We start from the raw sequence: 21,330 nt of genomic DNA, 5'->3' as shown, positions 1-21,330 counted from the left end.
CCACGGCTTATTGCGAAACTTCGCCGACCGCGTGCAGGATCGAGTGGGCAATATCGGCAAAGCCAAGTCCGGCGGGCTGCGAGGAGACCCACTTGGGCGCGAATTGCAGGTGCGGCAGGACCGGGATGATATTGTTGACCCCGAAGGAATTGCGGATAAAGCCGAACATCGGCGCGTCGTTTCGAGAGTCGCCGACGAAGGCGGTCACGGTGGGCGTCTCAGTCGGATCGACACCAAACAGGCCGGTCAGAACCCGCTCGCTCATCGATCTCTTGTTGTAGTCGCCGATCCAGGTGTTGATGTGGATGGAGCTGATCGCCACCGTTCCGCCCATGGCCCTGATGCTGGACGCCAGATCCTCGACCTCGTGCGGATCGTGACCCTGTATGTCGATTGCGACATCCGCCAGCCGGAAGACCTGGTCGTGGGCGATCCTGAACGGCCTGCTCTTTTGCGTGATCAGCGCTTTGATCGCCTGCAGGTGCCGGCGTTGGCGCTCGCCCTGCAGGACGCCATCCTCCCAAAAGTCGAAGACGACGTCGCCATCCCGGCGGGTGACGCAATATGCGCCGCTTTCGCCGATGACGGCGGCCACCGGCCAGGCGCGGACGATATGTTCGCACCAGCCGGCTGAGCCGCCCGTGACCGGCACGACGGCAATGCCGGCCCGGCTGAGATCCCACAAAGCCTCAAAGGTCTGCGGCAGAAGTTTGCCCTCTGTCGTCAGGGTATCGTCGATGTCGGTGAACAGGTAGCGCACGTCCTGCAGCTCCCGCGCTGATGGCGCCAGGTCCACGTAGCTCATGTCGTCTCCTCGCTGCATGTCACCACGTCCAACCCGCTTTCGGCGAGGGCATTGGCGGCCGACGCTTCGCCGGGCAGTCGATCCGTGTAAAAACGGGTGAGTTTGCTGAATGGCGCAACCCGCACGGAGGCGGTGCGTGTCCACTTGCTGACATCTGCGGCGAGAATCTGTGTTTGTGAATTTTCAAGAAGCGCGTTGGTGATCTGGGCTTCGCTGTAGCTGAAATCCATCAGGCCGGTGAGCGGGCTCAGAGCACCTGCGCCGACCACGGCGTGGGTTGCATAGAATTTTTCGACGAACCGGATCACATCCGTGCCGACCACGTCGCGGTCATCGTGTCGCAAAAGACCGCCGGTCAAATGGACCTCGACACTCGGGGCGTCGCACAGGCTCAAGGCGACGTGAATGTTGTTGGTGATCACCGTCAGACCCTGGTGATCGCGCAGCGCGTCGGCAACGAATTGCACCGTGCTGCCGATGCCGAGAAACACGGTCGCCTCCGCCCCGATGTCGGCGGCGACGCGTTTTGCGATAAGCCGCTTGGCCCGCCGGTTGAGCTGGGCGCGGGCATTGAGCGAGATGTTGCTGCCCTCGACCGGCAGGTCGACGCCGCCGTGGAAGCGCCGCGCATGCCCCAGATCGCATAAGGCATTGATATCGCGACGAATGGTCTGCGTCGTCAAATCGTACCGACGTGCCAGCTCCTCGATGTACTGAACACCTTCGGTCTCGATCAGCGCAAGGATCTCGCGTTGCCGGCTCGATATGATCCGCTGCCCCATCGCCGCTCCTTAGGTGAGGTAGACACTGGGATCGTCTGTTATCACGCCGGTCAAACCCGCGTCCCAGAAAGATGCGAGCCGCCTTGGGTCGTTGCAGGTCCACGCCCGCACCTTGATGCCGCAACGAACGGCCTCTTCGAGAAACCCGATACTGAGAGCCTTATAGTCAAGATGGATGGTCGTTGCCGGGATCGACCGAAGGATATCCAGCCAATCCGCAGGCACCTTGCTCCACAGCATGGCGAGCTCGTAACTTGGATCGAGCGCATGCATTCCTTTCAGCGCAGCGGCATCAAAGCTCGAGATCATGATCCTGGTGTGCGGCGCCCGTGCCTTCAGATGCTGATCGACGACATTGACCAGTTGGTCGAGCGATTTGTGATGGGCATGCTGCTTGATCTCGACATTGGCGTTGAGGCCAAATTCGCCGAGGGCCGAGACGACCCGCGCCAGCGTCGGCAGCGGTTCCCCCTCGAATTGCGAGCCGAACCATGCGCCGGCGTCGATGGTCTTGAGATCCGACGCAGTGAGGTCGGCAAGATTTCCCTTTGACGATGAGCAGCGATCGATTGAAACATCGTGGATCACCACCGGGGTGCCATCGCCAAGAAGGGCGACGTCGAGTTCGACCCATTCCGCGCCTTGTTCGGCGGCTGCCCGAAAGGCAGCAATGGTATTTTCGGGCGCCACCGCAGAGGCGCCCCGATGCGCCTGAATTTCACTGCGTGGCGGGCCTGATCGCGGCTCTACGGTCGTCATCGTCTCATCTCTTTCGTCGTCTTCTGCTGGATGAAGAAATAAAAATCCCGCGTCAATCCGTGCGTTTTCCGGTATTGCTGTTAAAAGGGTGCATCGCATCAACACGGGCGAAAACGTCGATATTCGCATTCTCGGCAAAGTCCGGGCGGCCCGGCACCGTCAGGACGACTGTCCGCTGACTCTCACCCAATCGCACATGCAGGTGGCTTTCTCCGCCGATCGGCTCGAGCAACTCGACCGTCGCATTCAGGCGAACGGTCGGCTCCGCCGGCTCGGTGACGAGCAACGCGTCGGGGCGAAGGCCGACCATGTCGGTGCCGGCAGGCAATGCCAGGGTGCCTGCTCTGTCGGCGGCCCTGAGCACGTCGACCGGCACAAGGTTCATAGGCGGCGAGCCGATGAAGCTGGCGACAAACAAACTCGCCGGTCGATCGTAGACCGCCACCGGCGTGCCGACCTGTTCGACGAGGCCACCGTTCATCACGACCAGCCGGTCCGCAAGGGTCATCGCTTCAAGCTGGTCGTGGGTGACGTAGATGCTGGTGGTCTTCAGACGCCGTTGCAGCCGGCGAATTTCGACGCGCATCTGCACCCGCAACTTGGCATCGAGATTGGAGAGCGGCTCGTCGAACAGAAAGGCGGCCGGCTCGCGGACGATGGCGCGCCCCATCGCCACACGCTGGCGCTGCCCTCCGGAGAGTTCGCGAGGTTTGCGATCCAACATCGGTCCGATTTCCAGGATCTCGGCGGCCTCCGCCACGCGGCGGTTGATTTCCGCCCGTTCGGTGCCGCGGTTTTTCAAACCATATTCGAGATTTCCGCGCACGGTCATATGCGGATAAAGCGCATAGTTTTGAAAGACCATCGCAATGTCGCGGTCGGCCGGCTCCGCCTTGTTCACATTGCGGCCGGCAATCTCGACATCGCCTTCGCTGATCGTTTCCAGCCCGGCAACCATGCGAAGCAGGGTTGATTTGCCGCAGCCGGAGGGACCGACGAGCACGATCAGTTCGCCGTCTGCAACCGACAGGTTAATGCCTTTGACAGCCGGAACGGCACCATAGTTCTTCTTGACGTCGATGATATTGATCGTGGCCATTTCATTTCTCCGTTTCGACCAGGCCTTTGACAAAAAGGCGTTGCATGGCGACGATGACGAGGATGGGCGGCAGGGCGGCCAGAATGACCGCTGCCATCACGAGGTTCCAGCGCGGCTCGGCATCGGCAACCGCTGCCATGCGCTGAATTCCCATCACGACGGTATAGAAGCTCTGGTCGGTGGTGATGATGAGCGGCCAGAGATACTGGTTCCAGCCGAGCACGAAGAGGATGATGAACAGGGCGGCGATGTTGGTGATCGACAGCGGCAGCAGAATATCGCGGAAGAACTTCATCGGCCCTGCCCCGTCGACACGCGCGGCCTCCATCAATTCGTCAGGCACCGTCAGAAAGAACTGGCGAAACAGGAAGGTCGCCGTTGCCGAGGCGATCAGCGGAATGATGAGGCCGCCGTAATTGTTCAGCATCCCGAGGTCGGCGACGACCTTGTACGTTGGCACGATGCGCACCTCGACCGGCAGCATCAGCGTGATGAAAATCATCCAGAATGCCAAGGTCCGGAACGGAAACCGGAAATAGACGATGGCAAAGGCCGAAAGGATCGAGATGGCGATCTTCCCGACGGCGACGCCGACCGCCATGATCAGCGAGTTGATCATCATCGGCCCGATTGGCGGCGCTCCCGAGCTTGTCATCCCCGACGACAGCATCGTCGAATAGTTCTCGATGATGTGGCTTCCCGGGGTCAGCGGCACGACGCCCGACAAGAAGTCATTGGGCCCGTGGCTCGATGCGATGAAAGCGACGTAGACCGGAAACACAACGATTGTGACGCCGAGAATCAGCACAAGATGGGCCAGAAAATTCAGGAAAGGGCGATTTTCAACCATCCTCGGGCTCCCTCAATATTGCACGCGGCGTTCAATGAAGCGGAACTGCACCGCCGTCAGGGCGACGACGATCACCATCAGAATGACGGACTGCGCCGCCGACGAGCCTAGATTCAGCCCGATGAAACCGTCGAAATAGACCTTATAGACCAGGATCTCGGTTGCGCGCGCCGGCCCGCCCTGGGTGGTCGCATGGACGATCCCGAACGTATCGAACATCGCGTAAACGATATTGATGACGATCAAATAGAAGGTCGTCGGCGAGATCAGCGGGAAGACGATCGTCCAGAAACGCTTGGTCGGCCCGGCCCCATCGATGGCGCCGGCCTCCTGAAGCGAGCGGGGCACGGACTGCAGCGCAGCCAGGAAAAACAAGAAGTTATAGGATATCTGTTTCCAGGTGGCGGCGATCACGATCAGGATCATCGCGTCGTTGGGATTGATCAGATGGTTCCAATCGACGCCCATCGACCGCAGCATATAGGCGACGATGCCGATCGACGGATTGAACATGAACCACCAGAGAATGCCGGCAATCGCCGGGGCGACGGCATAGGGCCAAATCAGCAGGGTCGAATAAATTCGGGAGGTGCGGAGCACGCGCATTGCCGCGGCCGCCAGAAGCAGCGCGATCGACGTCGACAGCACCGTCACCAGAATGGCGAAGATCAGCGTGTGGCCGAAGGCATTGATATAGATCGGATCGGCAAAAAGCCGCCGGTAGTTTTCGAACCAGACGAAGATCGTCTTGAAGCCGAAGGCATCCTCGCGCAGGAAGGATTGCCAGAAGGCCGTTGCCGCAGGCCAGAGAAAGAATACCACGGTCACGCAAATCTGGGGGGCAATGAGCAGGTAAGGCAAAAGCTTGTTGGGAAATACGGTCCGTTTGGTTTGCATGAGCCCTCACACTGACGGATGGGAAACGGGGGCCGGTCTTTCGCCAGCCCCCGTCGCGGTGCCCATTAGTTGGCGGACTCGAAATCGCGAAGCTGTTCGTTGCCGCGTGCGACGACGGAATCGACCGCTTCCTTCGCCGTCTTCTTTCCACCCAGCAAAGCGGCAAACTCATCGTCGATGATGCCGCGCACCTGGACGTAATTGCCGAAGCGGATGCCCTTGGAATTGTCGGTGGGCGTCACCCGCGTCAGCTGTTTGATGCCGATGTCGGCGCCGGGGTTTTTCTCATAGTAACCCTGGTCCTGGCCGAGTTTATAGGCAGCTTCGGTGATCGGCAGGTAGCCGGAGAACTGATGCCAGTCGGCCTGAACCTCCGGCTTTTGCAGGTAGGTGAAGAACTTCGCCACACCCTTATATTCCTCTTCCGGACGGCCCTTCAGCGTCCAGAGGGTGGCGCCGCCGATGATCGAATTGAGCGGCTGCTTGATGACGTCATCGTAAAAAGGAAGCGGTGCAAAACCGACTTTGAAGCCTTTGGCGTTGTTGATGACGCCGGCCCGGCCGGCCGACGAGTTCATATACATCGCGCATTCTTGCGAATAGAACATCGGAGGCGCATTGTCGCCGCCGACAGGCCCGCCGAATTTGAACAGACCTTCGTCCTGCCACTTCTTCAAATTGTCCCAATGGCGGATTGTCAGATCGTTGTTGAAGGTGAATTCGGCGTCCAGGCCGCCGAAACCGTTAGCCTTGGTGGAGTACGGCTTGTCGTGCAGGGCATTGAGATTTTCGGTCTGGATCCAGGAGATCCAGGCGCTGGTGAAGCCGCATTTGGCCGCACCCGATTTCATGATGGTCCGCGAGAAGGATTCCACCTCCGCCCATGTTTTCGGCGGCGTTTCCGGATCGAGCCCGGCCTTCTTGAAGACGTCCTTGTTGTAATACATGATCGGCGTCGAGGAATTGAAGGGCAGCGATAGGACATTGCCGCTGGTGTCCGAGTAATAACCGACGACCGGGGCAATGAATTTGCTCTGGTCCCAGGCCTCGCCTTCGTCTTTCATCAGCTGGTAAACCGGGTAGACCGCCCCCTGTGCGGCCATCATCGTGCCGGTGCCGACTTCATAGACTTGGACGATTGCCGGCTGCTGCTTGGCACGAAACGCAGCGATCGCGCCGGTCAGCGTCTCGTCATAGGTGCCCTTATAGACCGGCACGATCTCATAATCGGACTGAGATGCGTTGAAGCCCTTGGCGATCTGTTCAAGCTTCGCGCCATTCTCGCCGCCCATCGCATGCCACCACTGGATCTTCGTGGCGGCCATGGCCGGGACGGATAAGGACAGGCTGGTCAATCCTGCAGACAGGAAAAAAGCGATCTTGTTCATCTTCACTCCCATTGGTCTCGGTCCGCAGCCTCCCGCTCCAGACGTCCGGCAATGGTAACAGCCATAGTTCACTTTGCAATAATGAAATGTTCAAATGAACATTTACCGAAAGCGGCAGGACGGCGCAATCAACGGATTGCGATTCCTGTCAATGACTTCCCTTCTCCGGTCTCGCGGCTTTCCATGGCAGCCGTCGTGCTTTATGACGATTTTGTGACAGTCCATGGAGTGCCGATGTTAAGCTGGTTTCGAAAACTCATGCCGCGGGAAGATCGATTCTTCGATCTCTTCGCTCAACACTCAAAAACCGTCGTCGGTGCGGCCGAAGCGCTCAACGAACTTTTGGGCGGCACGGACATTGAAGGCCATTGCGCCCGGATCGTTCAATTGGAGGATGAAGCGGACGAGATTACCCGGCAAGTGCTGCTTGCCGTGCGCCGCAGTTTTGTCACGCCCTTCGATCGCGGCGACATCAAGGATCTCATCCAGTCGATGGATGATGCGATCGACATGATGCAGAAAACCGTGAAGACCATCCGGCTGTTCGAGCAGAAGAGCTTCGACCCTGTAATGCAGGAAATGGGAAAGACGATCGTCCAGGCGGCACATCTGATCGCCGAAGCCCTTCCCCTTCTCGACCGGATCAGCGCCAACGCCCCGCGTCTGGCCGCGCTGGCGGAAGAAGTAACGCGCGTCGAGGGCCGGTCCGACGAGTTGCATGAGCAGGGCCTGAAGGATCTTTTCCGCCGCCACGGCGCCTCAAATGCGATGGCTTATCTTATCGGCAGTGAGATCTATGGCGAGCTTGAGAAGGTCGTCGACCGTTTCGAGGATGTCGCCAATGAAATCAGTGGCATCGTCATCGAGAACGTTTGATGGAAGCCACCCTCGCCCTTCCCCTCCTTGCCGCGCTCGTGGCTGTTGCCCTCTTCTTTGATTTCTTGAACGGCCTGCACGATGCCGCCAATTCTATCGCCACGATCGTGTCGACGCGGGTGCTGCGCCCGCAATATGCGGTGTTTTGGGCGGCTTTCTTCAATTTTATCGCCTTCTTGTTCTTTGGTCTGCACGTCGCAGAAACGCTCGGGACCGGCATTATCGATCCGGCGATCGTCACGCCGCAGGTCATCTTCGCGGCGCTGGTGGGCGCGATCGTCTGGAACATCGTCACCTGGGTCTTCGGTATCCCTTCGAGCTCATCGCATGCGCTGGTCGGCGGGTTGGTCGGTGCCGGTCTGATGAAGACAGGTTTCAGTTCGATCGTGTGGAGCGGATTGTTGAAAACGGCCGGCGCCATCGTGATGTCGCCGGCGGTCGGATTTTTCCTTGCGCTGCTGCTCATCCTGGTCGTGTCGTGGATCTTCGTGCGGCAGACGCCGTTCGCTGTCGATCGGACATTCCGGATCTTGCAGTTTGTCTCCGCCTCGCTCTATTCCCTCGGCCACGGCGGCAACGACGCTCAGAAAACCATGGGCATCATTGCCGTGTTGCTCTATTCGCAAGGCTATCTGTCCGGCGGCTTCCATGTGCCGCTCTGGGTCGTTCTCTCATGCCAGGGCGCAATGGCGCTCGGCACACTTTGCGGCGGATGGCGAATCGTCCACACGATGGGATCGAAGATCACGCGCCTCAACCCAATGCAGGGCTTCTGTGCCGAAACCGGGGGAGCCTTAACACTGTTCGGCGCAACCTGGCTGGGCATCCCGGTCTCGACGACGCACACGATCACCGGCGCCATCATCGGCGTGGGTGCCGCCCGTCGACTGTCAGCCGTTCGCTGGGGCTTGGCCGGCAATATCGTTATTGCCTGGGTCGTCACACTCCCGGCCGCCGCGACCATTTCAGCGCTCTGCTACTGGCTTTCGGACTTCTTCTAGAGCGTGATGCCGTGAGCGGTTTTCTCATGACATCATGCTCTAACTCTTTAATTTAGAACAGGATTCATCTTCGTCACCGGTGCGTCCCAGCTCCGTAGCGCATCGCAGACATCGGCTCTGCCCGGCGCGCCGATGCGGCCGCCGAAGACCTGGCATTTGAGCGCCGCCGCCATGGACGAGAAGCGCATCGTCTCGGCGGTCGGCACGCCGTCTGCGATCGCCAGAGCGAAAGCGCCATGAAAAATATCGCCTGCCGCGAGCGTATCGACGGCCCTCACCTTCGGAGCGGCAAGATGGAAGATTTCGCCGCTTCGGTCGTCGCACCAGAAGGAGCCGTTTTCTCCTGACGTAACGCTGATGAAGGCGTGCTCGAACTTTCGCTTCAGAAGGCCGACGGCCCTCGCCGGCTCGGCAGTTCCAGTGAGGCGCTCGGCGGCCGGCTGCGAGAACACGATGTGGCTGGCCGCCGGTGCCAGCATCTCGATTACGCCGTCGCCTGCAACGTCACCATCGAGAATGGCTGGTCTGCCCGCCTCTCCGGCGGCGAGCAGCGTCCGCAATGCCAGCTTCGGCCAGCGGACGTCGACCAGAACCGCATCGAAAGCAGACACGTCCTGTTTTGTCACCGGTTTGACCGTCTCGTGCAGGGCCGCATCGTAGAAGGGCACGATCAAGCGCTCGCCCTGATCATCGATAAGGATCGTCGAGACGGCCGAGCGGGCGCCTGCCACACGGACCATGCCGCTGGTATCGATGCCGCTGTTGCCGAGGTCGGCGATGATGCGTTCGCCGGTAGCATCATCACCGACCGCACCCCAGAGGCTGGCATGGCCGCCCAGCCGGGCGACCGCAAAGGCCGCGCTCGACGCCATACCTTCGGCGACCTGCAGCATATCGTAGGGGAGAATCTTGCCTTGACCGGTCGGCAACGAGCGCACGCGAAACAGCGTATCCAGGACGGCAGCGCCGACGCACAAAATGCGGCGCTCCGGATCGAAGGCATAGGAAGTCGTCAAAACCGTCGTCTCACCTGCTCACTTGACGGCGCCGGCCGTCAGCCCTGCCACGATCTGCCGTTGCGCAAACACCGTCAATATCAGCACGGGCAAGGTGACGATCAACGCCGCCGCCGCAAGCGGGCCCCAGCTAACCTGTTCGAATGACAGCATGTTGTAGACCGCGACCGGAAGCGTACGCGTTTCGCGGCTGGCGAGCACGATGCCGAAGACGAAGTTGTTCCAGGAGAAAATGACCGACAGGATGAAGGCGACGACAATGCCGGGTTTGGCGATCGGCAAAGCGACCAGGCGGAAAATCTGCCAGGGCGTCGCGCCATCGATGCTTGCAGCCTCTTCCAACTCCATCGGCGTCGTCTCGAAATAGCCGATCATGATCCAGACGACGATCGGCACGGTGACGACGAGATGGATGATGATCTGCGGCATCAGCGTGCCGAGCAGGTTCAGCCACTGAAACAGCAGGAAGAGCGGGATCAGGAAGGAAAGGCCGGGCGTCATGCGCGCGATCATGATGACCATCGCAGACTTCTCCGCCTTCAGCCGCGCGATGCCGTATCCGGCCGGCACGCCGATCAGCAGCGCCAGAAGCGTGGCGGCACCCGTCACCAGCACGGAATTCCAGAGATAGAGGAAGAAATTGTTCTCCTCGAAGACCTTCAGATAATTCGTCCAGGCGAACCGCTCCGGAATGAAGATCGGCGGATAGGCGCCGTTGTCGATCTCATATTTCAGCGACAGCGAGATCATCCACAGGAAGAACAGCACGACCGGTGAGATCATCACCAGGGCGACGAACAGCAGTCCGATGCGATCGAGTGTCTTGCGCTTCATCAGCGTGCCTCTCCATCGGACCAGTTGGCGCGCTGCCGCAGCATCAGAAGGACGAAGGAGAGCAGCACGATGAGGATGAAGAACACCACCGCCATGGCCGAGCCATAACCGATATCGTAATAGGCGAAAGCGGTGTTGTAGAGATAGATATTGATCGTTTCCGACGCCGTGCCCGGGCCGCCTTGAGTCATGGCATAGATGATGTCGAAGCTTTTCACCGCATCGATACTGCGGATGATCACGGCGATCATCAGGAAGGGCGCGATCATCGGTAGCGTCAGATAGCGGAATTTCTGCCAGACATTGGCGCCGTCGATCTCGGCGCTTTCATAGGGCTCGCGCGGAACCGCCGCCAGGCCGCCGAGCACGATCAGCATTATAAGCGGCGTCCATTGCCAGGTCTCGACCAGCACCAGCGAGGGGATGACGCTGTTCTGATTATAGATCCACTCCTGCGGGCCGATACCGATGAAGGAAAGAAGATAATTGAGGACGCCGAGCTGCGGATGGAACATCATGGTCCAGACAAGGGCGATGGCGACCGGTGTCGCCATCATCGGCATCACGAATATGCCACGCAGAAGGCCGCGCAGCGGAAATTGCGCATCGAAAATCAGCGCGGCGAGCGTCCCGAGAAAAAGCGGCGCCACGACGGAGAGCGTCGTATAGAGCACCGTATGCCACAGCGACTCCCAGAAGCGCATGTCCACGGCCAGACGGGCATAATTGTCCAGCCCGGCAAAGACCTGGGACTGGCCGAGCGTCCAGCTGTTGACGCTCATCCAAAGGGTAAACACCCATGGAAAAACGATGACGGCCGCAATGACGATCAGCGCCGGGATGACGAAGGGCCAGTAGTTGGGAGCAACGCGACCCGCGTTGCTCCTTGCCTTCGAGGCGGCCTTGGCGGCTGCGGCCGTTTCGATGCTTGCCGAGGTCATTATCCCTCGCTTTTCGCCAGGACGGGTTCGAACTGCGCCGTCGCGGCCTTGAGTTCGGCTTCCGGATCGGCGCCGCCAATCATATTGGTAAGACCGACGCCATAGATGTCGCGGAATTCGGTGACCGGAATGATGACCGGCAGTGCGAGCTGCGAGATCTTGCCGGAACCGACGACGGCATCGAGCCATGCGCCAGGCATCTTGACGCCTTCGCGGACTTTCGCATCCTCGAGCACGGACTGGCGAAAAGGAACGCCGGCGCCGGCCTGCAGCAGACGGGCGCCCATGTCATGCGAAATCGCCCATTGGCAGAAGAGGTAGGCGGCTTCCTTTTTCTGGCTGGCCGCGACGACGCCGAGCCCGTCGCCGAAGGTTCCCGCGGCCTGTGCTTTCGGGCCTTTCGGCATGATGCCGTAACCGACCTGGCCGACGACGCGCGACTTTTCCGGATTCTCGATCGGCGGCGCAAAACCGACGCCATCCAGCCACATGCCGATCTTGCCCTGCAGGAAGGCCGACTGTGCCTCAGCCCAGTTGAAGCCGGAGACGCCGGGAGGGGCGGTCTTGGTCATCAGCTTCTGGTAGAGCTTTGCGGCATCGACCGCTTCCGGCGAAGTCGTGCGCAGCTTCCCATCGGGGCCGAGCGGGCTCGAACCATAACCGAGCAGCAGCGACGTCCAGACCGGCGTATTGGCGTTTTTCAGGCCGCGGGCGACGAAGCCGTAGGTATTGGTCGACGGATCGGTGAGGGCTCCGGCCGCACTTGCCAGCTCTTCGAACGTCGTCGGGTAGGAAAGACCCTTCTTCTCGAACAGCGCCTTGTTCCAGTAGATGATCCAGTAATCGACCGAGAAGGGAAGAGAACGCAGAGCGCCGCCGGCGTCCTTGGCGAAGGCGAGGCCGGCTTCGGCGAAATCACCCTCCGTCAGCGATGGGTCGGTCAGCGCAGGATCCTTGAGGAAGCCGCCGATATCGGCAAGCCAGCCGCCCTTTTCGAACTGCCGCTTCTGGACGTGATAGCTCATGTGCACCACGTCGAAACTCGGCTTTCCCGAGCTGAGCTCGATGGTCGTCTTCTGGCGCTGCTGCTGCTCAGGCGTCGCTTCGGCATTGACCTTGATGCCGGTGAGCTCCTCGAATTCGGGTAGGTATTTCAGAAGTATTTCGCTGCGCGGGCTCTTGACCAGATTGACCTCGAGCGTGGTGCCGGCGAAGCGCTTCCAGTCGACGGCAGCCGACGCCGAGCGCAAGCCGAGCATGCTGCTCGCCCCGAAAGCGGCCGTGCCCGCCAGAAAGCCGCGTCTCGTCGGATTCAAAAATGATGGCATGGTATTCCTCCTCCTTTTGCCGGCGGTCTCCTCACCTCCGGCTGATTATTCCCGATTATATCCTCAGCGCACGATCCCTTGCACCGTTGATGTGTGCGACAAGGCTGTTGACGGCGTCCTCCGCCGATCGTCGTTCGATCGCTTCGAGCACCTTCAGGTGTTCGCCCATGACGGGCCCGACGTGACCGTCGATGCGAAACCGGTCCTGGCTGATCAGGCGCATCTTGATCGAGTTCACGCGGTAGGCGTTCGAAATGATGGTATTGCCAAGCGCATCGATAAAGGCGTCGTGCATGCCCCAGTCGACGGCCTGCGCGCGCAGTTCGAGCTCATGCGAGCCATCGCCGCTTCGAATGGCGTCGGCGATATCCCGATGCTGCTTCAAAAGCCCGGCGATCGTCTCGTCCGAAGCCGACCGGGTGAAGAGCGCCACGGCTTCCTTCTCCAGGAACACGCGCAGCTGAAACGCCTCGCGGATGAGATTGAGATCGATGTGGGCGATCTGCAATCCCCGCTGCGGCACCGTTTTGATCAGCCCCTCGGCTTCAAGCCTTGGGATGAGCTCACGGATGGCGCCAAGCGTCAGTCCGGTCAGCTCCACCAGACGGCGTTGCGACACGAACTGGCCAGGACGTACGTCACGCGCAAGAAGATGGCGCGTGAAGCTCGCATACGCCTTTTCCCGCAGCGTCGGCTGCTCGTCCATTCCGTCCATCGCCTCTTCCCGCAGCATGCTCGACTATGCCGCTTTCGACTGGAAAAGCTTATCGAAAGCCATAACGAGTTGCGCCTGCCCTTCGCCGGATATTGAACCGAGCGGTGGGCGAACCGCAAGCCAGATCTCCTCCGACATCACGTGCGCCACCATCGCCTTCACGGCCGGGACGACAGGATATTTCAACAGTTCGGCCACGAACCCCTCGATGCGGGGGTCGTCCTGGCCTTCTTCGGCCATCAGCTTGACGTCGCGGGGTACAAAATTCGCCATCCCGGAGATAGCCCCCTGGCCGCCGAGCCGCACGCCCTTGGCGAGATGCCGTTCATCACCCACCAGGATGATGAGATCGCTATGCGCCTTGAGCAGGCTTTCGGTATACGGCCAGTCGCCGGAAGAATCCTTGACGCCTGTGACGATCTTGGGGAAGGCGCTCCGCAGCCTTCCGATCAGCGACACGGTCAGCGGAACCATGGTGAGCGAAGGAAGGTTGTAGACGATGATATCCCGCGCCTTGTCGCCCAATATGGCGAAGACGGCCGAAAACCACTGGAAGACACCGTCGTCGCTGACGTTCTTGAAATAGGACGGTGGGGCAAGAAGGATATTGCGAGCACCCTCGGAAAGCGCATGATCGGCCTGCATCGCCGCGTCCTCGGCAGCGTCGACCAGCACGCCGACGATGATGTTTTTCGCGGCGATCCCGGCATCGAGGAAGGCCGCAAAGACGCGGTCCCGTTCCCGGCTCCCGATCGAGGAGCCTTCACCCGTCGTCCCGAACAGCGTGACGCTGGAGCATCCGGCAGCAAGGCACCGTCTTGCCTGCGCGATCATAACCTCAATCGCGATATCGCCATTGCCGTCGAACGGCGTGGCGAGAGCGACTGACAGCCCGAATTTCTGGGTCAAATATATCCCTCCCGATTATCGCAATCGATGTAGCAGAGTGACATGTTAGTTGTAAAGAGATGATTGCAGGCTGAGCACTATACGATTGTCGCGCAGGAACTCCCTCAACCGGCATGTCTTGCTGTCGGCCCATTTGCTCGCACCAGCGCCATCAGCATCGGCCCGATCGCAAACTCGCCTCTTTCGGTCCTGCGGGTGAGATCTCTGAGATAACCACCGGGCGAATTGATATACCCTCCCCTTTCCAGAATGCAGGCGATGACGGTCGCGGCATTTTCCGGGCCCATGCCGGAGCAAGCTTCCTCATAGGCCGAGGGGCTGACGCCGAGCATCGAGCGCACCAAGACCGCGGCGGACATCAGATCTCGCCAATTGCCGATTGTTCCGCCCGGCCCATAATCGAGAATTTGTGGGCAGGCTTGGAGAACAAGTGCAAGCGGGAAGGATTTCAGACCTAGGCCGGACACCGGAGCTGCCTTGCCAACCATTCCAACCGACGGCTTGAGCGGCCTCGGCCTTTGCTCACCCGGCGGTTCGGCCATAGCCTCGTTGCTTGTCGCTGCCTTTTCGCCCTGCTTCGTTTCGAAGCGTGGTTCAAGTTCATTAATTGAGTCGGGGTTTGAATTCTGTTTGTGACGCTCAATATGAGACTCATTGGCGTCTATTTTTTTTCTTTTAATCTGCCTTTCCAGCAAGTTGACGGCTTCGTCTCGCAGTAGGCCCATCTCGTCGAGCAACGATGCCAGCGCTTCGATACTCGCGACGCGCGGGATCCTGGCGACGATCGCACGAAACATCATCGTCATCTGCTCCCAGTCGCCCGGAACCGCTTCTTCGATCGCCGTTGAAATCAGCTTGGAAATGTCTCGCCGGCAAACCGTCAGCCGTTCCCGGGTTGCTCTCAGCAGTTCCCGGTCGGCAATCGCCTGAGCGGCAAGGCCTTCGATCTCGGCCGCACGGGCAAGCAGCGGCGCGACGCTGAAGCCGAAGGCTTCGCCGATGGCGCCAGCCCTGTCGCGGCGGGCATAACGCTTTCCATTCGGGCTGTCCTTGCGCAGGATCAGGCCAGCCTCGACCAGCACGGCCAGATGCCGCCGGAGTGTGGCCGGCGTCATGCCGCGGGCGCGGAGTGAAAGCTGCACGTTCGACGGAAAAACGATCAGGCCTTTTTCCTCGGAGATCTCGTCATCGGGATAGAAGGTCAGCAGCGCGTCGAGCACCGTCAGCGCCCGATCGGTCACGCCGAGCGCCGGCCTCGCTTCGCAGATTGCCCTGAACAGCTTCCACTTGCTGCGTTTCATCCCCGGCTCGATGGTCTCGGCCAGTTGCTGGCTTGCCAGCATGCCAAGCGACATCGGCCGCCGCCCAAAGGGCGTCGTCACATATCCACTCTCCATTTGCCTTCACCTTCGTTCAGGCAAAAGAAAACCATCCACCAATTTGGTGCCTAAGACGCTTGACTGTGATTCGTGGAAATGCGATTCTCGATGTGCTTAAGATCTGAGAAGGGCTTCCACGACGCCGTCGTTGGGGGCCTTTTTCTTTTGCGCGTTACGCTCCTCTGTCCTTGTTGAACTCCTGGAACAGGCCCTTCAGCCTTTCCTGGACGAATTGATCGAAACCGGGTGCGGTCTTGCCGTCGAAAACGAAGGTTGCCCCGGACGCTGTCTTTTTGATCGTAACCGGCACGCCGCTGACCTGGGTCTTGGCAATCGCCGGCTTCGACGCCGCCGTCCGCTTGGTTGCCAGCACCAGTGCGCGCTGAAACCTCTCGTCGCTTGGAATTCTTCGAGCGTCGTCCGCGGACAACTCGACGATGATCTTCTCGATATCGGCACCTTCAAGCCGCTCGCCCAGTTCCAGCCACCGCCGGCGGCCAATATCGGGCGCCGCACCGATGGCGTTGATGAGATCAAGGGGAACCTGCCGTATCACAATCAGCATTCTCGACAGCGCCGCCTTGTCGACGCCGAGCGCCGCCATGATCACATCGCGGCCGAAGCTGCGGTCTTCGAGCCTTGAGGCGAAGAGCGCGCGTTCGATATATGAGAGATTGGTTCGGGCGCTGTTTTCCTGGCCTTGGCTGACGACCAGCTGACCATCGGTGAGGTCGCGGACGACCGCGCGCACCCTGATGCCGAGCTCCTTGGTGGCGGCCAGGCGACGATGACCGTAGGCGACCTGGTAGCGTCCCCTGGTTTCGGGATGCGGGCGGACGAGGATCGGAACCTGCTGCCCATGCTCACGGATCTGTTCGACAAGCTGTGCCAACTCGGCCGCGTCGATCGCCAATCTGTCGCTGACGAAAGACGCGTCGATCAGGCCGGTATCGAGTTCGACGATGGCCTGGCCGGCGGCGAGCTGCCGTTCCAGCTCACTCGCCCGCTCCATCTTTTCGGTAATGTTGCCGAGTGTCTTGGTAATGCCGCCGACCGGGGCCGTACTGCGCTCCTGCGGCACGAATCCAGCGATCGGGCGATTGTCGCGCGGTGCGACAGTTTCCACCCTGGCCGGGTTCGGAGCGGAGATTTCGATGAGATTCTTGCGCGCCATCTATCTACTTCCTCCCCCAGGTCGAGCGGATATGCGCCTCGATCTCGCTGTTGACGAGATTGAGCGACTCCAGCGCCCGGTCATAGGTGCCGCGGGTGAACTGCGACCGCTCAACCTCATAAAGGGTCTGCTTGGTGACACCGGCGTCGGAGACCGCCGTCGATTTCACCATCGCATTGTGAAGCATCCGATTGCCGAAGATCGCCCGCATGAAACCGGTCATCTGGCTCTGCGGCCCATCGTTCGGCTCGAACCGCGTCACCAGATAGCGCATCCAGTCATAGCTGGTGCGCCCGCCGGCCTTCTCGACCACCGACATCAATTCGCTCGTCATCGTCAGGAACTGCGACATCGACATGACATCGAGCATCTGCGGATGAACCGTGATCAGGACCGAGGTCGCTGCGCAGAGCGCCGACATCGTCAGGAAACCCAACTGCGGCGGGCAGTCGATGACAACGACGTCGTAAAGGCTTTCGATCTCCGTCAAGACCTCGCCGATGCGCGCAAAGAACATCGTCTCCGCCCTACCTGAAGACATCGCCTTCGGCGTCTCGTGCTCAAATTCCATCAGCTCGAGATTGCCTGGGATGAGATGCAGATTGGGCGTGTAGGTGGCGCGCACGATGTCGGCGATGGGGCGCGGCTGCTCGTAGCGGATTGCGCCGTAGATCGTTTCGCCCTCGCCGACGTCGAATTCCGGCTGATGGCCGAACAAGGCGGACAGGGACGCCTGCGGGTCGAGATCGACGGCGAGCACGCGGTAACCCCTCAGCGCCATGAACTGCGCCAGATGGGCCGCGGTCGTGGTCTTGCCGGAACCGCCCTTGAAGTTCATGACGGAGACGATCTGGAGCTTTTCCCGGGCCTGCGGGCCGGGACATATTTCGGCGTTCCATTTCGCTCGTCGAGGACGCGGCGAATCCGATCCATATCGGTTGCGCTGTAGAGCCGCCGTCCGTTTGCCAGCGGATCGGGCCCGTGGCCGTCGGCAGCCACCTGCCGAAGATAACCTTCGCCGATGCCGATGAAGGCCGCAGCCTCAGCCGGCGAAAATGTTCTGATGGTCTTTTGGGATAGCGGCGGGAAGATTTTTGCCTGATGCTGCTGAAGTTGATAGGACAACTCTTTCGCGTCTGTTGCCAGAAGCGACGGGAGATGCTCTTGATCGTCCTGAAGAGCAAGACTCGGCTGCATGATCTGTTTCCCAAATAACTGCGCAATTTTGAACGAAAGCGCTTCAGTTGCGCAGTTGCTATATGCCGCGATTCGTGACCGAATTACAAATGCTTAACCAAAAGGCGGCTCGAGGCATGTCAAACGAGCGCGCGAATCTGGCGGTTTCGCAGGCCAATCGGCGGGTGATTCGCACCCTCCCGCAGTGCTGACGAGCAAGGCCGGCGGTCTCGTTATGCACATGAAATTCATTGAATTTTATGTGATGCCGCCGGCGGGACGGAAAGGCTCGGCCTGCCTATTGTCCGTCATCCTTCAGGTAGTTGCTGCCGTTGATCACCAGGAGCCCGTCGGAGGCTTTGTCCGGTTCGAATATGCTCAGGCTTTCCGTCTTGCCACTCGCGTCGGTGAGGTCCAGACGATAGCCGGAAAGCGTGTAGCGTCCGCTGGCGCCAGGCCGGTTGCCCGACGTGGTGACGCCCGATCGCGATCCGGCGATTTCGTTCGTCATCGAGGCGCCGGACCAGCCCGTGCGTTCGAACGTGCCGTTTGAATGAAGCGTCAGCGTGTGGCTGGAAGCGACCGATCCCGACGAGGTCGCGGTCATGCCGCTCGAGGCGAAGGTGGAGACCCATTCGCCGTCGAGCGTCGCGCCATCCTCAAACGGCGGCACTGCACGATGGTCATCCTCGTCGATCACCAGGTCGTCGCCCTTTTTCGAAAATGGCTTCGTCTCGATCTCGATCGTGCCGTAGGCAGAGGAGACGCTGCGCATCTCGATCGACCCGGCGGAGGAGAAGAAGCCGCCGCCGGTGAGCTTGTAAAGGCCGCAGTCGGCCGGGTCTTCCTTGCAGTGTTCGGCCATGCTCCGGCCGTCCTTCGGCAGTCTCCGTACTGAACAGGCCCCTCGGATCGAACATGGTGATCTCGCTATCGGAATAGAAATCCACGCCGCCGAAGACATTCGGCCGGACACCGGTATCGAGATGGGTGAAGACGCCGTCGAGCCCGCCGTCGCCGCCTGCCGGCACAAGATCGAAATCCTTATCGGAGGGATCAAGCTTGACCGAACGCACCAGCGCCTCGAAATCGGCTTCGGCACTTTCGCTTCGGTCGCCATTCAGGTTCAAGAGCACGAGCTGCAGATAGACCTGCCGCTTGTCGCTGGCGACGCCGACGACGATCTGGCTGATGCTCACATTCTTCTGATTGATGCAGCAGCGTTCTTCCACACGGATGTCGTGGCCGTTTATCGTAATCCCGTAATGCTTGATGAGGATATCTTCCTTGGCCATGTCAGGCAACGTCGCGACGAAGGTCTTCATTCCGGCCGGGAGGGACGCGCGCGGGCTCGACAGCGGCTTGGTGATCTGGATCAGGGCACTGCCGCGCTTGTCGTCATCCGTTTCCGGAAAATCCTTCTGCAGCATGAAGAGATCGCCCTTGCCGGCCTTCCGCCAGCCGGCATCAGGCAGCGTCACCGTCAGGCCGCCGATATCGGCAGGCGCTGCCAATGCCTGGGAGGAGGACAGAAGACAGAAAAACACGAGAACGAAGCTGAAGGCTGATTTGACTTTGCCAATTCGATCGACATGCGCGCAGCCCATGCGCCGCTCTCCTCTTCCTTCGACTACCGCCGACGGGATTTGGAGCCGCGCAAAAGCTTTTCAACCCGGAGCTTCCATGAAGATTTCTCAAACTCTCGCATAGACTATGCAGGCCTCCGACTCAGGAACCGGGCGCAATCAATTTCAGCGAGGGGAAATAGCTGCGATAGCCGCCGACATCCCGCGTCAGGAGCGGCAATTGTTGCACGGCAGCGTGAGCGCCGATGAAGAAGTCGGGAAGCACGCCGGTGCGCGTCCCGCCAGCCTTGCGATATTGCGTGAACACCTTGCCCGCAAGAAACAAAGCGGGCTTGGGTATAGGCCTCATGTCGAGGCCAGCCTCTTCCACAAAAGCCTCCAGCGTCTCGATCCTTTCATATCGAACCGCAAGTTCGGCATAGATTACATCGTTGATCAGCAGCGGACCTTCGATACTCGCTGCCTCGAGCTGAGCAATAGACCAATCCGACCATTTCGGATCGTCGGTCACGAGGTCCAGGAGCACATTGGTATCGACGAGTGTCACGTATTGCCGCGTGTCAAAGCCATGATGGCTTCCGTATCGAGGCCCTCGCCAGCATGACCGCGCAGCTTCTCGAAGCGGCTGGCCGGCCGTTTCTTGTCGGCGCGCGTCAGAACCACACTGCCGTCGGCAGCACGATGAAAATCGACCTTGCTGCCTGGAACGATGCCAAGCATATCCCGCACGCGCCGGGGAATGGTCACCTGCCCTTTCGCGGTAACGGTTGTGGCCATAGCGAGCGCCTTTGTAATACTCTTTTGACAGAAAGTATTACTTCATTCGACAAATTTCAAGGCTGCCGCTAATCCGCCATCGATTGGTAGAGCCAGTCAGCTAGCGTCTGCGCCGCCACCCGCGCGGCTGCGTCCGGAAGCAATGCGTCATCGGTCAATTCGACGCCGAAATACGGGGTCGACGGGTCCGTTATCACCGGCCGCTCGTCTTCGTTCGCGGCGAGATAGATCCGTGCGACGTCATCGATACCGAACTGTTCCGGGCCGCCGATTTCAACGATCCTGCCCAAAGGCGTTGCGAGGGTCAATTCGGCCAGAAAAGCGGCGACTTCAGCGGCTGCGACCGGCCTCATCAAGGCAGGAGGCAGCCGAAAGACGTCGCCTTGCGCACCGATGTCGATCAATCCGTTTATGAACTCGTAAAACTGGGTGGAGCGGAGAATCGTGTAGGGGCGATCTGAGGCTCGGATGAGATTTTCCTGCACCATTTTCGCGCGAAAATAGTCGCTTTCCACGAGCCGGGGCGTGCCGACGACGGAGAGGGCGAGATAATGCCCGACGCCTGCCTCGGAGGCGGCGGCAAGCAAATTCTTCGTCGACGCCCTGAAGAAATCCAGTGCCGCGCTGTCACCGAACGATGCGGCGTTGGTCACATCCACGACCGCGTCGGTTCCCGCGATAGCCGCGTCAAGGCCTTTGCCGGTCACCGTATCGACGCCAAACGACAAGGACGCGTCCGTAACCTCGTGGCCCGACCGGCGCAGCCTTTCGCTGAGCCGCGTTCCGATGAGGCCGCTTGCTCCCACCACGGTGATTTTCATGTCGGCATCCTCGCGATCGATTGGATCGACAATGACCGGAAGCCCAAAACCCTTCCATCATGCGTGTGGCTCGGCGCCTTCGCCTTAGGTATAGCGGAGTAGACCTAAGGTCTAGGATGACCCACCGGAACGGCAGCGATCTCACACTTGCTCTTTCGCGCCGAGGATCCGGGCTCGGTGCAACACTACCCCTCCGCGCAATGTATGGATTTCCATG

At 60.2% G+C, this 21,330-nt stretch carries 20 protein-coding genes and 2 pseudogenes; 2 read left to right on the top strand and 20 right to left on the bottom strand.

All coding sequences use genetic code 11. From position 1 onward, the window contains the following. Nucleotides 1–7 precede the first annotated feature (7 nt). The 7 genes from MF410_RS29530 to ugpB form a co-directional block, all read right to left on the bottom strand. Complete coding sequence (locus MF410_RS29530; RefSeq protein WP_097627986.1) at nucleotides 8–805, bottom strand: HAD-IIB family hydrolase; 798 nt, start codon at nucleotides 803–805, stop codon at nucleotides 8–10. Then, complete coding sequence (locus MF410_RS29525; protein ID WP_088935962.1) at nucleotides 802–1,587, bottom strand: DeoR/GlpR family DNA-binding transcription regulator; 786 nt, start codon at nucleotides 1,585–1,587, stop codon at nucleotides 802–804. Before MF410_RS29525 ends, MF410_RS29530 begins: the two co-directional genes overlap by 4 nt. 9 nt (nucleotides 1,588–1,596) lie before the next feature. Further along, complete coding sequence (locus MF410_RS29520) at nucleotides 1,597–2,346, bottom strand: glycerophosphoryl diester phosphodiesterase (protein ID WP_097627987.1); 750 nt, start codon at nucleotides 2,344–2,346, stop codon at nucleotides 1,597–1,599. A gap of 52 nt (nucleotides 2,347–2,398) precedes the next feature. After that, nucleotides 2,399–3,445 (bottom strand): sn-glycerol-3-phosphate import ATP-binding protein UgpC, encoded by a 1,047-nt coding sequence (locus MF410_RS29515; protein WP_064844152.1) that lies wholly within the window; start codon nucleotides 3,443–3,445, stop codon nucleotides 2,399–2,401. 1 nt (nucleotide 3,446) lies between these two features. Continuing rightward, nucleotides 3,447–4,295, bottom strand: coding sequence for a sn-glycerol-3-phosphate ABC transporter permease UgpE (gene ugpE / locus MF410_RS29510; RefSeq protein ID WP_097627988.1), 849 nt, complete (start codon nucleotides 4,293–4,295; stop codon nucleotides 3,447–3,449). Between the two features lie 12 nt (nucleotides 4,296–4,307). Continuing rightward, complete coding sequence (gene ugpA / locus MF410_RS29505; protein WP_097627989.1) at nucleotides 4,308–5,192, bottom strand: sn-glycerol-3-phosphate ABC transporter permease UgpA; 885 nt, start codon at nucleotides 5,190–5,192, stop codon at nucleotides 4,308–4,310. A gap of 65 nt (nucleotides 5,193–5,257) precedes the next feature. Next, nucleotides 5,258–6,580 carry a sn-glycerol-3-phosphate ABC transporter substrate-binding protein UgpB gene (ugpB, locus tag MF410_RS29500; RefSeq protein WP_097628135.1) on the bottom strand — a complete coding sequence of 441 codons (1,323 nt, stop codon included), beginning with the start codon at nucleotides 6,578–6,580 and terminating at the stop codon, nucleotides 5,258–5,260. Between the two features lie 234 nt (nucleotides 6,581–6,814). Between ugpB and MF410_RS29495 the strand changes: the two genes are divergently transcribed. Both MF410_RS29495 and MF410_RS29490 read left to right on the top strand, forming a co-directional pair. Next, a complete protein-coding gene (locus MF410_RS29495) occupies nucleotides 6,815–7,456 on the top strand; it encodes a DUF47 family protein (protein WP_064844982.1) in 642 nt (213 codons plus the stop codon). Beyond that, nucleotides 7,456–8,457, top strand: coding sequence for an inorganic phosphate transporter (locus tag MF410_RS29490; protein WP_097627990.1), 1,002 nt, complete (start codon nucleotides 7,456–7,458; stop codon nucleotides 8,455–8,457). Before MF410_RS29495 ends, MF410_RS29490 begins: the two co-directional genes overlap by 1 nt. Before the next feature lie 47 nt (nucleotides 8,458–8,504). On the opposite strand, the gene MF410_RS29485 is transcribed toward MF410_RS29490, so the two are convergent. The 13 genes and pseudogenes from MF410_RS29485 to MF410_RS29425 all read right to left on the bottom strand — a co-directional run bounded on the left by MF410_RS29485 (nucleotide 8,505) and on the right by MF410_RS29425 (nucleotide 21,113). Then, complete coding sequence (locus MF410_RS29485) at nucleotides 8,505–9,473, bottom strand: sugar kinase (protein ID WP_097627991.1); 969 nt, start codon at nucleotides 9,471–9,473, stop codon at nucleotides 8,505–8,507. Between the two features lie 18 nt (nucleotides 9,474–9,491). Continuing rightward, nucleotides 9,492–10,307, bottom strand: coding sequence for a carbohydrate ABC transporter permease (locus MF410_RS29480; RefSeq protein WP_003591396.1), 816 nt, complete (start codon nucleotides 10,305–10,307; stop codon nucleotides 9,492–9,494). Then, nucleotides 10,307–11,248: a sugar ABC transporter permease gene (locus MF410_RS29475; protein WP_097627992.1), complete on the bottom strand. Its 942-nt coding sequence runs from the start codon at nucleotides 11,246–11,248 to the stop codon at nucleotides 10,307–10,309. The genes MF410_RS29480 and MF410_RS29475 overlap by 1 nt, the downstream gene beginning before the upstream one ends. Then, nucleotides 11,248–12,576, bottom strand: coding sequence for a sugar ABC transporter substrate-binding protein (locus MF410_RS29470; RefSeq protein ID WP_097627993.1), 1,329 nt, complete (start codon nucleotides 12,574–12,576; stop codon nucleotides 11,248–11,250). Before MF410_RS29470 ends, MF410_RS29475 begins: the two co-directional genes overlap by 1 nt. A gap of 55 nt (nucleotides 12,577–12,631) precedes the next feature. Continuing rightward, nucleotides 12,632–13,291 (bottom strand): GntR family transcriptional regulator, encoded by a 660-nt coding sequence (locus MF410_RS29465; RefSeq protein ID WP_097627994.1) that lies wholly within the window; start codon nucleotides 13,289–13,291, stop codon nucleotides 12,632–12,634. Between the two features lie 24 nt (nucleotides 13,292–13,315). Next, entirely contained in the window at nucleotides 13,316–14,200 is an 885-nt protein-coding gene (locus MF410_RS29460) for a dihydrodipicolinate synthase family protein (RefSeq protein ID WP_097627995.1), read from the bottom strand. A 104-nt stretch (nucleotides 14,201–14,304) separates the two neighbouring features. Further along, entirely contained in the window at nucleotides 14,305–15,597 is a 1,293-nt protein-coding gene (repC, locus tag MF410_RS29455; RefSeq protein WP_097627996.1) for a plasmid replication protein RepC, read from the bottom strand. A gap of 154 nt (nucleotides 15,598–15,751) precedes the next feature. Beyond that, on the bottom strand, nucleotides 15,752–16,753 hold the full coding sequence (repB, locus tag MF410_RS29450; protein WP_097627997.1) for a plasmid partitioning protein RepB: 1,002 nt from the start codon (nucleotides 16,751–16,753) through the stop codon (nucleotides 15,752–15,754). Nucleotides 16,754–16,757: 4 nt separating this feature from the next. Then, nucleotides 16,758–17,711: pseudogene (gene repA, locus MF410_RS29445) on the bottom strand (plasmid partitioning protein RepA); the annotation flags it as partial. A gap of 516 nt (nucleotides 17,712–18,227) precedes the next feature. Next, nucleotides 18,228–19,536, bottom strand: a pseudogene (locus MF410_RS29440) (hypothetical protein). A 121-nt stretch (nucleotides 19,537–19,657) separates the two neighbouring features. Beyond that, nucleotides 19,658–20,062 carry a type II toxin-antitoxin system VapC family toxin gene (locus MF410_RS29435; RefSeq protein WP_097627999.1) on the bottom strand — a complete coding sequence of 135 codons (405 nt, stop codon included), beginning with the start codon at nucleotides 20,060–20,062 and terminating at the stop codon, nucleotides 19,658–19,660. Continuing rightward, a complete protein-coding gene (locus MF410_RS29430) occupies nucleotides 20,059–20,292 on the bottom strand; it encodes an AbrB/MazE/SpoVT family DNA-binding domain-containing protein (RefSeq protein WP_097628000.1) in 234 nt (77 codons plus the stop codon). Before MF410_RS29430 ends, MF410_RS29435 begins: the two co-directional genes overlap by 4 nt. Before the next feature lie 68 nt (nucleotides 20,293–20,360). Further along, on the bottom strand, nucleotides 20,361–21,113 hold the full coding sequence (locus MF410_RS29425) for an NAD(P)H-binding protein (RefSeq protein WP_097628001.1): 753 nt from the start codon (nucleotides 21,111–21,113) through the stop codon (nucleotides 20,361–20,363). Nucleotides 21,114–21,330: the final 217 nt, after the last annotated feature.

It is taken from the genome of Rhizobium sp. C104, assembly GCF_022354505.1.
In the GTDB taxonomy this organism is placed as follows: Bacteria; Pseudomonadota; Alphaproteobacteria; order Rhizobiales; family Rhizobiaceae; genus Rhizobium; species Rhizobium redzepovicii.
This window is presented reverse-complemented; position numbering and strand designations above follow the sequence as displayed.